The sequence below is a fragment of the Frateuria sp. Soil773 genome (assembly GCF_001428405.1).
Lineage (GTDB): Bacteria > Pseudomonadota > Gammaproteobacteria > Xanthomonadales > Rhodanobacteraceae > LMSL01.
Genome location: NZ_LMSL01000016.1, coordinates 101487 through 113990, shown reverse-complemented (window position 1 = coordinate 113990; position 12504 = coordinate 101487). Strand labels below are relative to the sequence as shown.

The window sequence follows — 12504 nt, the reverse complement described above, 5'->3', positions numbered from 1 at the left end:
TGCAATTCATCCACTTGGCGTTCCTTGCCCTCCTCCTCAAAAGATTTTGAACAGGCTCTAAGGCCGGCCGCCGTGCGGGCGGCCTAGGAACGGCTGCCTGCCTCGGCCTCTGCGTCCGCGAGTTTCGCCGGGTTGCGGCCGGCGGCGTGGGCGAGGGTGTTCACGTTGTCGACCAGGCGGTCGGTGATGCGGCCGAGCGGTTCGGCGACGGCGCGTTCGCCGCTGATCGCCAGCAGCGCGACGAGGCTGCGCTGCAGCGTGCGCAGGTCGGGCAGGGGCGGTACCGGGCGGCCATCGCGCAAAGCTGCGGCGATGGCGTGCAGGGCGGTGGCGGCGTGGTCGACGAAGCCGCCGACCTCGGCCTGCTCGGGCAGCGTCCCGTGGTTGTCGATCAGCGCCTCCAGCGTCATCGCGGTACGCGCCAGGCGGTTGCCGTTGGCGAACAGGGCGCCGGCCAGGTCGAGCAACTGCGCGGGCGTGGCCGGCTCGGCGCGCATGCGGTCGAGCGACGCCTGCGCGTTGCTGCGCGCGGTGCGTGCCGCGGTGCGCATTTCGCGGTGGGTGCCGTGCTTGTCCGGATGGGTGAGGGCGCGCAGGTAGTCGGCATAGGCGTCGAGCATGTCGGCCAGCGCGGCGCGCGCACGGGCGCGTTCCCAGGTGGGCCACAGCACGTAGGCCAGCAGGGCCATGCCGCTGCCCAGCGCGGTATTGACCACGCGGTCCATCACCGCGGCGCCGGAATTGACGCCTTCGAACGATAGCAGGATCACCACGGTGCCGGTCAGCGCGGCCACGGCGATGCCGTAGTGCGCGGTGGCGAGGTAGCGGAACGCCATGCACAGCACCGCCATCAGCGCCAGGTGCGCCCACGGTTCGTCCGGCGTCACGTGCAGCAGGGCGGTGGTCAGCACCAGGCCGAGCACGGTGCCGACCACGCGCAGCAGGCCGAAGTTGAAGGTGGCGGCGAAATCCGGGCGCAGCACGATCGCCGCGGTCATCGGTATCCAGTAGCCGTGCGGCAATTGCAGTTGCCGCGAGATCAGCAGGGCGACGCTGAGGCAGACCGCGCTGCGCACGGCGTGGCGGAACGCCACCGAGCGCGGCGTCAGGCTGGCCCGCAGCGTGGCAAGCGCGGAGTTGCTGCGCAGGGCGGCGGGCAGCGGCGTCTCGGCGGCGGCGGCGCGCAGTTCGCCGCGGCTGCCGGCCCAGTTGGCGTTGCGCACCGCGGCGGCGAGCTGGCCGGACAGCGCATGGACGTGCGCGTCCAGGCTGCCGGCCCCGGCGTTTCCTGCGAGCAGGGCGGTCTCGCTGGCGCGCAGGGTCTGCAGGGCGCGCTCGGCCTGCGTCGGCGTCTCGCCTTCCTCCAGCGCCGCGGCGATCGCGGCGAGCACGCGCGCGGCGTCGCCGCGGAACATCGCGTGGACGGTGGCGTTGGCGCGCAGCTCGGCCATCGCGACGAGTTCGAGGCGGATCCGCTCGGCCAGTTCCAGCAGCACGCCGAAGGCCTCCATCGCGCGGCCGCGCGCGTGGTGGCGGCCAAGCAGGGTCTGCTGCAGCGTGGTCATCGCCTCGGTGAGCGCGGGCACGTCGGCGTCGTCGTGCGCCTGCTGGCGCGCGAGGCTGGCCAGCCCGCGGTAGACCTCCGCCAGGGCGAGGCGCTCGGGCCGGTAGCGCTGCAGCGGCCAGGCCGCCACCGAGAACAGCAGCATCAGCAGGCCGCCGGCGAAGATCAGCGCGGCGCCGCCCAGGGCGCCGGACAGCGAGTGGATCGGCGTGGCCGCGGTCACCACCAGCAGGATCATGCTGGTCATGCCGACCCGCGCGATGTCCACGCCGAACACCACCAGCAGGCCGCCGAAGAAGCCGGTCAGCGCGGTGGCGAACAGCATCGGTACCAGATGGTCGCCGAGCAGGAAGCCGATCAGCGAGGCCAGCCCGGCGGCCAGCGACGCCAGCACCAGTTGCCACACGCGCTGCCGGTACGGGCCGGGCTGGTCGGAGAACATCGTGTCCAGCGCGCCGGCGCCGATGCCCAGGCCGATGGCGGTGTGCCCGGTGGCGATGCCGATGCCCAGCGGCAGCACCACCGCCGCGGTGTTGCGCACCACCACGCGCAGCGGCACGTCGGGCCGCCGGGTGCGGGTGAGGCTGTCGAGAACCTGGGCGCGAAGCGAGTAGGCGTTGCCGGACATGCGGTGCGTCGGTCGTGGTCGGAATGTGGATTTTGCATGCATGCGCGTGCGAGCGCCGCGTTTCGTGTGCCGACGGCGGCCGATACCGTCGGCTGCGTCATGAAAGCTTCGCGCGGTCGGCGCTAGGGTGCACCGTCGCCTGTGACGCCCTGGAGCGGATTGGAGAGCACGCGACCGGAGAGGATTCCAAGTGCAACTGACCAAGCGCGAACAGGACGTGCTTGCCCTGACAGGACTGGGCATGCGCTGTGAGGACATTGCCGACAGGCTGGGCATCTCGGTGTACACGGTGCGCAAGCACCGCAGCAACCTGCAGGAAAAGCTGGGGCGCCACGGCACCGCGCAGCTCGTCGCGCATGCGGTGAAGGCGAGCCGGATCGCGCCACTGCCGCAGGCCGACGCCCGCGGCGTGGCGACGCTGAGCAGGCGCGAGCACGAGATCCTCGAACTGGTGGCCGCCGGCCTGACCTGCAAGGAGGCGGCGCGGCAACTGGGCATCAGCCCGGCCACCGCGCGCAAGCACCGCGAGCGGCTGATGCGCAAGCTCGACGCACACCACGTCGCCGACCTCGCGCGGGCGGTGCAGGCGCTGCGGCAGGAACGGCCGCCCGCGATCCGCTGAGCGGCCGCAACGGCGCATCGCGGCGGGCGGGCCGCGACGTCGCCTATCCGTGCGTGGCGAACCGGGAAGTACGGCATCCGCGGTATTTCCTCCGCGGCGTTGTACGTGCACCCTGATCCGGCTGCCATCGCGCGACGCGTTGCAGCGTGAGCGGACGGCGGGCGTGGATGCGCCCGCGGTTCGTTCGGGTGGGCGCCGGATGCGGTCTGGAGACCGTGCCGGACGACACAGGGGGGCTACACCGCGAACCGTCCTCGAAGGCATGCGCCGGACCGGACGGCCCGTTGCCGTCGCCTCCTTTTCATCGACCGATCCATCGGCAAAGGAGGACGACATGCCGCTACAGATCCTTTCGGCTCAGGTGCAGCCGAACACGACCAAGAACTTCACCTTCGCCGACACCATCGTGCAACGCATGGTCGGCATCTCCGCGTTCTCGCTGAGCTACGGCAACAAGGACCACCACGTCCAGACCGTCTCGATCTCGCTCAGCGTGAACCAGCAGGGCAACACGCTCTCGATCACCCCGCACGCGACCCTGGTCGATTCCAGCGGGAACAACCTCGACCCGGGCGCCTCGTCGGTCAGCGTGGTGGCGGTGGCCTACGTCGGCGTGGACCCCAACACGATCAAGTTCGGCAACGCCGGCAGCATCCCCAACGGCGGCACCAGCGGCGGCATCGTGGTGCCGTGCACCAGCCCGCGCGTGCTGCAGTCGGCGCTGGCCGGCTACAACCTCTCGTTCGGCTCCAGCGACCACCACATGGAGACCGCCGCGGCCGCGGTGGGCACCCAGCTCAGCGGCAACTCGGCCAGCATCACCGGCCAGGCCCAGATGTACGACGACAGCGGCCACAGCGCCAGCATCGCCACGGTGGACGGCGGCCTGCTGGCCAGTTGCGACGACACGCTGGGCATGTACGTGGTGCCGACCGACTCGCTGCAGGGCAGCGGGCAGGTGCTGACCTTCCCGACCGGCCCGAGCCACTACATCGCGCTGCTGAGCGGCTTCCGCGTGCAGTACCGCAACAACTCCGACCACCACGTGAAGACCATCGCCGCGAACCTCGTGGTGCAGTCGGTGAGCGGCAACAGCGTCACCGTGACCGGCAAGGCCACGCTGGTCGACGGCAGCGGCAACACGCAGGACGACAGCGTCAGCAACGTCAACGGCTTCGTGATCGGCTACTGAGCCGCCCTGAAGGTACAGCGCAAGGACCGCCTCCGGCGCACCCCCGCGGTGCGCCGGGACGGGCGCGGCCGGCCCCAGCCAAGGAGACTTCCCCATGTCCGACGCATCGATCCCCAGCATCCGCACCTTCCAGATGGACGCGAGCACGGTGGGCGTGCTCAAGAGCAGCGTCAACCTGTTCCGCGGCGACGTGAACTACACGCAGAACCTGTTCTCGATGCCGGGCCGGGTGGCCGGCGACGGCCTGCAGGTAGACGTTTCCATCCAGTACCAGAGCAACGTCCACCGCACCGCCTTCACCTGGAACCGCGACCAGCCCACCGGCGTGCTGGGCATGGGCTGGCAACTGCCGCTCTCGTCCATCACGCTGGACGACGGCGGTTCGCCGACCGCGGGCGCGAGCGTCTACGCCATCCAGCTCGCGGGCGTCTCCAGCCAACTGGTGCGCGAGCCGGCCAGCGCGACGCTGTTCGACATGGACCCTGCGCTGGCTCGCGGGCTCGCCGACGGCCAGCCGGTGCCCGGCGCGGTGCGCGCCGAGTTCGTGCGGCGCGGGCTGCCGCTGTCGGCGGACACGGTGGTCGAGGGCGGCGGCTCGCCCTGGCGGCTGCGCGACGACGCGCAGGAGCAGGAGTTCGCGCTGGCCCTGGCGGACGGCGTGCTGCGGGCGAGCGACGGCGGCGACTCATACCAGTTGGTCAACTACAAGTTCTGGAAGGTCGTCCACTACGCCCGCTACGAGCGCTGGTCGGTGACCAACGAATCGGGCCAGCGGCTCTCCTTCGGCGGCGGCCTGGGCGCGACGGAGCAGGGCTACCGCACCAGCGCGGGCAACAGCGTCGCCTGGGGCGTGCGCTGGACCGACGCCGGCGGCCTGCCGCTGTGGCACGGCAGCAGCGCGGTCACCGCGGGGCAGCAGCAGTACGCGCGCGCCTGGTACCTGGAGCGCGCCTACAGCCGCTTCGGCGAATCGATCGCCTACGGCTACAACGCCTTCCCGCGCGGCGCCGACGGGCTGCTGGAATACGTCGAGCAGCAGGTGGGCCAGGGCGGCCTGCCGTACACCAAGGCGTGCTACCTCACCAGCGTCACCGACGTGTTCGGCCGCACGGCGAGCTTCGTCTACCAGCCCAAGCTGTGGAGCGACGCCACCCCGGAAAGCCCGCGCGAATACGCCGACCCGCACAAGGCGCGGCCGGACAACCTGCCCAACGGCTTCCAGGACCGCTACGAGACGCTGTACCTGGATGCCATCGCGGTCGCCGGCGCCGACGGCACGCCGCTGTTCGGCACCGACTTCACCTACGACCCCAGCCCGGACGCGCCCGGCGCCGAGGCGGTGGTCAACCTGGCCGGCACCTCCGGCGACACCTGCAAGCGCCTGCTCACCGCCTTCACCCTGACCGGCCCGGACGGCGGGAGCCTGCCCGGCTACCGCTTCGACTACGCGCTCGACGCCAGCCAGGGCAACAACCTCGGCGCGATCCGCAAGATCACCTGGCCGACCGGCGGCAGCGCCAGCTACGCCTATGCCGCGGTGGCGCTGGACAACTGCGAGCGCACGCTGGCGCTGGGCGCGCCCGCGCCGCTGCCGCAGCAGTCCATGCCGCGGGTGTGGTTCGGCCCCGACTACGCGGTGGTGCTGTGGAACAACACCGGCACGCAGCAGCTCTCGATGCAGGTGCTGACCTGGAACGGCCAGTGGCTGGAGTGGCAGCCGGCGGCGTCCAGCCCGCTGCTGCTCGACGGGCAGGGCGGCACCAGCCTGTCCACGGTCGAGGTGCTGGCTGCCGAGGACTTCGTGGCGGTGCTGTACGAGACCGGCGCCAACGCCAACATGCACCTGTTCCGCAAGGATCCGGCGCGGCCGGGCCAGTGGGTGGCGGCGGACGTCGGCGGCGGCAACGGCGGCTGCAACAGCCCGACCTGGCAGTGGGCCAAGAGCGACGGCAAGGTGCAGATGCTGGCCGGGCGCAGCTTCGTGCTGGCCAGCCAGATGAACACCTCGCAGAACCGCGGCCGCTACGACCTGTTCACCTGGTACTGGCCGGAGCAGCGCTGGAGCCGCCAGCGGCAGGACACCGCCAGCTACACGTGGTTCGCCTGCGGCGCGGAATACTTCGCCAGCGTGGACATGGGCTCGCAGGTGGCGCTGCGCTACCTGCCGCCTTCGGGCGAGTGGCAGCAGGGCGGCACCGTCTCGCTCGGCTTCAAGCTGGGCAGCTTCGACGCGCTGAGGCTGGCCGCGGACCGCGCGCTGTTGGCGGTCTCGCACTTCATCGCCGGCGGCCCCTCGATGGGGCAGCAGACCTACGACGTCTACCCGCTGCAATGGAACAGCGCCTACCAGTTCGCCGCGCCGGCGAAGTTCCGCTTCACCGACGCCTTCGATCCGGCCTATCCCACCACCTGGGCGCCCGCGGCGATCGACAACAGCCTGGTCGCGGTGGCAGGCAACATGCTGCGCTTCGACGGCGCGCAATGGCTGCAGAACAGCCAGTTGCGGCCCAAGGCCGGCGTGCAGACCAGCGAGCAGCGCTACGCCTACGGGCCGGACTTCGGCACCCTGGTGCTGGTCGGCAGCGGCGCGCCCAGCGCGCAACTGGTCGGCTACGACGCCAACGGCGACGGCCGCGCGTGGCCCGACGGCGCCACGCCGATCAAGGGGTTGACGGTGCCGCCAAGCAACCAGGCCACGGCGAACTGGGCCAGCGGCGGCAACCCGGACTACCTCACCGTCGGCACCCGGTTGTTCTTCCGCGGCACCGCGAGCAACTGGGCGAACGCGGTGACGCAGAGCATCGGCGACATCCAGACCCTGATCAACCAGGCCGCCGGCGCCAGCGACCGCTACCAGCTCAACGCCGCCTCGATGGTCAACGAGGGGCCGGCGTTCCTGGCCTGTGCGGCGTACGACAAGCAGCAGGGCGGCAGCGGCCGCGCCACCGCGGCGGCGGCGCTGGTGCTGCGCAACGGCGGCGTCGACGGCGCGGCGCAGTTGCTGACCGGCCAGCAGATGTGGACCGCGCAGGAGCACGACGTGCCGGGGCAGGGTACCTATCCCGGCGGCCCGTCGGCCTTCTACACCTATCCCGACACCGCCAACAGCCTCGACTCGGCGACCACGGTCTACCTCCACCGCTATGCCGGCCAGGCGGTGCAGGGGCCGATCAGCGACTGGCCGGTCAGCGCCATCGTGATCGACGACGGCCTGTCGGAGAGCTTCTCCACCGCCTACGTGCAGGACACCGCGCAGGCCGGCTGCGACGCCAGCGGCGAGGTGGTGAAGTACTTCCGCAGCACCGTCTACCCGGGCGGCAGCCCCGCGCGGCCGTCGAACGGCTCGGTGGAGAGCTGCTACCTCAACGGCAACGCCATCGTCACCGGCGGCGACTACTACAACATGCTCGACGGCCTGCTGTTCAGCGTCGCCACGCGCGACGCCGACGGCAAGCTGCTGTCCAGCACGCAGAACACGTGGGAGGCCTATGTCCTGCGCGCCTCCGATCCGACCGACCCGGCCGCGCCGCCGCGCCAGCTCTACGGCGCCTACGTGCTGCAGACGGCGCAGGCATCGGTCAGCGACGGCGTATCGGCGTCGCGCACCATCCGCTACGCGCCCGACGGCCTGCCGGCGACCTACACCGGGCAGCCGGCGAGCGTCACCAGCGTGGTGATGAACGGCGCCGGCAAGGAGGAAACGGACGTCCAGACGTCTACCTACGCCTGCGAGGTGTACGAGCCGAGCCGCGTGATCAACGACGTCTGCAGCGCGGTGGCGCAGACCTCGCAAAGCTCCGGCACCACCGTCAGCGCGGCGGCGACGGCGCTGGCCGGCTGGCCCACCGCGTGGGGCCAGGACGTGCTCGCGCTGGCCGAGCAGGCCGACCTGGCCTGGACCGGCGGCGACAGCACGTTCCCGTTCGGCAGCTACCGGCCCGGCGAAGCGCCGCCGGGCTGGCAGTGCAATACCGCGATCCGCCAGCGCGACGCCACCGGCGCGGTGCTGGAGCAGGTGGACGGCGCGGGGGTGCCCTGCACCACGCTGTTCGCCCAGGCGGCGGGCTTCCCGGTCGCCACCTTCAAGGGCGCCAGCCCGGCCGAATGCGCCTGGAACGGCTTCCAGGCCTACGAGAGCATGGCCGGCTGGAGCCAGTCGGGCACCTCGGCCTGCACCGACGACGCTTGGCTGGGCATGCAGAGCCTGCGCCTGCCCGCGGGCGCCACGCTGGGTACCTCGGTGCGGCCGGACGCGCAGCGCACGCGCTACCTGCTCGGCGCGCGCTACCGCACCGACAGCGGCTACGCCGCGCAGGGCGGCGGCATCCGCATCGACGCGGGCGCGGCCTCGGCGACGCTGCCGTTCGCCGACACGGCCGGGCAGTGGCGCTACGCGACCTGCGCGCTCGACCTGCCCGCGGGCACGGCCGAGGTGACGCTGGCCGCGTCCAACGGGGGCAGCGGCGACGTGCTGCTGGACGGCGTGCTGCTGGTGCCGTTCGGCACCGACGTCACGGTGCAGAGCTGGAACCCGGACACGCGCCTGCTGCGCGCCAGCATGGATGCCGCGGGCGGCAGCGACTTCGTGCTCTACGACGGCTTCAACCGTCCGTTCGGCGCCGTCGGCGCCGACGGCCAGTTGCAGGAACTGGACCTGCGCTTCCTGTCGCGCCAGGGCAACGCCGCCGATGCCTTCGACGACGCCAGCCCGAACGCCGAGCTGACCCTGCACATGGCGCGCGGCGGCATCGCCGAGAGCTTCATCGACGGCGGCCAGTGGCGGCAGCGCTGGGTGCCGGGCCAGCCCTCGCAATGGCAGGCCGAGGGCGGCGTGCTGGGCAAGCCGGGCAACACCGCCGACACGCTCGCCTGGCAGGCCGCCGACGTCACGGCCGGCGCGAAGAGCGCGGCCTGCTTCGTCGAGATGCTGCCGTCGTCCGCGCAACCCGCCGGGGCGATGGCGCTGGTGCTCGGCGACGGCGAACGGATCGCCTGGGACCCGGGCCACGGCTGGCAATGGCTGGCGGCCGACGGCGGCAGCGTGCAGGCGCCGCTGGCCGCGCCGCCGCGGATGGCCGGGCAGTGGCTGCTGCTGTTCGGCAGCGGCGCGCTGCTGTTCTACGCCGACGGCCAGTTGATCTTCAGCGGCGCCTGCGCGGCCGACATCGCCCAGGGCTGCACCTTCGACACCGGCCCCAACCCGGTGCGCCTGAACCAGCTCGGCTACGGCCTCGACCCACGGCTGGGCACGGCCTACACCGACGGCGCCGCGCGCCAGCGCCAGGTGCACCAGCGGCATGGCGGCGACAGCCGCGTGATGGCGCTGGTCTACGACGCGCTCGACCGCCAGGTGGCGGCCACCAAGGTGGCGCCCGGCAGCTTCGGCTCGGGCGCGGGCAAGCCGGCGATGCAGTACCGCGAGGGCTTCCTCGACGTGTCCGCCTTCCTCGCCGCGATGGCGTCGAGCTGGGCGATGCAGGGCGACGTCGCCGACTACTACGCCGGCCAGACCGAGGACGGGGTGGCCCGCTCCAACGACCAGGGCTATCCCTACCAGGGCCTGCGCTACGAGGCGTCGGCGCAGGACCGCGTGGTGGAGAGCGGCAAGCCCGGCCTGGAGCTGTCCATCCACGACGTGAACACGCTGCCGCCGGACCAGCGCAGGACCATGCGCACGGCCTACGGCGCCAGCAACGCGCAGGACCCGCTGCCCGCCGGCGCCTACTTCGCCACGCAGACCACCACGCCAGCCGGCTACACGGGTCGCCAACTGGTCGACACCGCGCGGCGCGCGGTGGCCGCGCGGCAGATGGACGGCAGCGGCGGCGAGGTCGGCCAGACCACCGCCAGCCCGAGCTACTCGGCGGCGGCCGGCAGCGCGGGCACCACCGGCCTGCTGACCCTGCCCAACGCCTACCTGCCGGGGCCGCAGTCGGACGATGCCGCGTTCGTGCGCACCACCTTGCAGAACCCGCTCGGCCAGGTGGCGACCTATACCGACCCGGACAGCGGCACCACCGAGTACCTGTTCAACGGCAAGGGCCAGCCGCGCTTCGTGCGGGTGCCGCTCGACCCGGGCCCGTCGTACTACCAGTACACCCGCTACGACGCGCTCGGCCGCATCCTGGAGGAGGGCGTGGTCGACGGTGCCTGGGATCCGGCGCTGCTGCAGGGCAAGCTGGACGATCCCGCCTGGCCGACCGCGGCCGACGGCGCGGTGGCCGCGCGCAGCTACGCCTACGACGGCGACGGCAGCGACCCGGATGCGCTGGGCCGGCTGGTCGAGACGATCACCCGCAACCCGGCGCCGGCGGGCCATGCCGCGCTGGGCGACTGCACCGTGCGCGAGTACTGGCGCTACGACGGGCTCGGCCGCGTCACCGTCGCCGGCATCGAGGTCAGCGGCGCCGCCACGTTGTCGGCGAGCGCCACCTACCACTACAACAACCTCAACGAGATCGTGCGGGTCGACCTGCCCGAAGGCAGTCCGCTGGCCAGCGTGGTCTACGACTACGACGACCAGGGGCAACTGCGTGCGATCGGCACTCCGGAGGACCCGGCGTCGATCGCCACCTATGCGTGGAACGCGGACGGGCAACTGCAATCGTCCACCCGCGGCGCGCTGGCCGAGACCTGGGCCTACGACTCGCCCGGCGCGGTGGCGAGCCATCGCGCCGAAGTGGCCGGCACCGCGGTCTTCGACCAGACCTACACCTATACGCCCGACCTGCAGGTGCAGACGCGCAATACCGAGCTGGCCTTCGCCGCGGCGGGCTGGCGCCGCGACGTCACCTACAGCTACGACGGCCTGCAGCGGCTGAGCGCCGCGGTGGTCGCGGACGGCCAGCCGGGCAACCAGGCGGTGACGCAGTACGACGCCAACGGCAACATCTGGCGCGCCACCCAGGACGGTGCGGACCTCACGGCGAGCTGCCGCGCCGGCACCGACCAGCTCGAGCGGGCCACGCTGGCGGACGGCACGCCGGTGGACTTCCACTACCGTGCCGACGGCCGGCCCGACCGCTGGCGCGGCCTGACCATGGGCTACGACGAGGCGCTGGGCATGGTGTCGCTGGTGGACACCGGCAGCGAGACGGTGCGCTACGCGCGAGGGCTCAACAACCAGCGCGTGCTGCGCCAGCAGGGCAGTGCGTTGCAGTTGAGCTTCCAGGGCGCCGGCCACGCGCCGCTGGTGGTGTGGCAGGACGGCCGGCCGCGCGTGCTGGTGTGGGGTGCCACCGGGCTGGTCGCGGTGCACGACGGCAGCCTGCACTATCCGGTCACCGACCACCAGCACACGGTATGGGCCGTGACCGGGGCGGACGGCACGCTGGAGGCGGCCTACGACTACCTGCCGTTCGGCGGGCTGCTGTCGGCGCAGGGCGCCGGCGCGGCGGAGTGGCCGCTGCGCTACGCGGGCAAGGAGTGGGACGCGGTCACCGGCCTGTACGACTTCGGCGCGCGCCTGTACGACCCGGCGCTGATGCGCTTCACCGCGCCGGACCCCGCGCGGCAGTACGCCAGCCCCTACGTGTTCGCCAGCAACAACCCGCTGAACCTGATGGACCCCAGCGGCAACCTGTCGGTGTGGGCGCAGGTGGGCATCGGCGCGGCGATGGTGCTGCTGGCCGTGGCCGGCGTGGCGCTGAGCCTGGTCACCTTCGGCGCGGCCGCGCCCGAGGCGGCCGCCGGCGAGGCCGCGCTGGCCGGCGCGCTGGTGACCGGCGAAGGCGTCGCCGAGGGCGTCGGCGTCGGTGCCGCCGAGGCCGGCCTGGAGCTGGGCGCGGAAGCCGCGGTGGCCGAGGGCGGCGCCGCGGCGGCGGGCGAGGTATCCGCCGGCGCGGGCGCGGCGGTGGAGGGCGCCGCGCCGCTGACCACCGCGCAGGTGGTCGGCCAGAACGCGGTCTCGGTGCTGCAGTCGGCGGTGAGCAGCGCGATCACCAGCGCCGGCACCAGCGGGCTGCAGTACGACATCCAGCATGGCCGCGACTTCACCGCCAAGGGCTTCTTCGAGGCGATGGGCGTGGGCGCGCTGAGCGGCTTCGCCAGCGGCGGCATCGGCGGCCTGGCCGGCATGCCGGCCACGGTCGGGCTGAGCAAGGGCATGAGCACCCTGGGCGCGATCGCGTTCCGCTCGGCCACCAAGGCGGTGGCCGGCATGGTCGGCAAGGACGTGGCCACCCTGCTCACCGACGCGGTGACCGGGCAGAAGGTCACCGTCGGCGAGCTGCTGCTCAGCTCGGCCAAGGGCTTCGGCTCCGGCGCGCTGTCGGGCGCGTTCAGCGGGATCAAGGCGGTGGACCCGTCCAAGACCGCCGTCGGCGCCGGCGAGAAGCTGGTCGTGCGCACGTCGAGCTTCATCAACACGGCCATCGACAAGGCCAAGAACGTGGCGACCTCGCAGGACGCCGTCGGCATCTACATGACCGGCGGCTTCTTCCTGGTCTCCAGCTACGCGATCTGGGGCGTCTACGACGGCACCCGCCAGTGACGCCGCG

Annotated in this window: 4 protein-coding genes; 3 read left to right on the top strand and 1 reads right to left on the bottom strand. The window is 72.4% G+C overall.

The features are described from left to right. Positions 1–83: 83 nt before the first annotated feature. A complete protein-coding gene (locus tag ASG87_RS07805; protein ID WP_056003361.1) occupies positions 84–2192 on the bottom strand; it encodes an FUSC family protein in 2109 nt (702 codons plus the stop codon). 190 nt (positions 2193–2382) lie between these two features. Between ASG87_RS07805 and ASG87_RS07800 the strand changes: the two genes are divergently transcribed. From ASG87_RS07800 to ASG87_RS07790, 3 genes are all read left to right on the top strand, one after another. After that, entirely contained in the window at positions 2383–2814 is a 432-nt protein-coding gene (locus ASG87_RS07800; RefSeq protein WP_056003358.1) for a LuxR C-terminal-related transcriptional regulator, read from the top strand. A 334-nt stretch (positions 2815–3148) separates the two neighbouring features. Beyond that, complete coding sequence (locus ASG87_RS07795; RefSeq protein ID WP_056003355.1) at positions 3149–4006, top strand: hypothetical protein; 858 nt, start codon at positions 3149–3151, stop codon at positions 4004–4006. A 94-nt stretch (positions 4007–4100) separates the two neighbouring features. Beyond that, positions 4101–12497: an RHS repeat-associated core domain-containing protein gene (locus ASG87_RS07790; RefSeq protein ID WP_056003352.1), complete on the top strand. Its 8397-nt coding sequence runs from the start codon at positions 4101–4103 to the stop codon at positions 12495–12497. Positions 12498–12504 lie beyond the last annotated feature (7 nt).

What these genes read in the sequence shown, in the direction of transcription:
- ASG87_RS07805 (WP_056003361.1), bottom strand. Translation starts at nt 2,192, where the DNA reads ATGTCCGGCAACGCCTACTCGCTTCGCGCCCAGGTTCTCGACAGCCTC.
- ASG87_RS07795 (WP_056003355.1), top strand. Translation starts at nt 3,149, where the DNA reads ATGCCGCTACAGATCCTTTCGGCTCAGGTGCAGCCGAACACGACCAAG.
- ASG87_RS07790 (WP_056003352.1), top strand. Translation starts at nt 4,101, where the DNA reads ATGTCCGACGCATCGATCCCCAGCATCCGCACCTTCCAGATGGACGCG.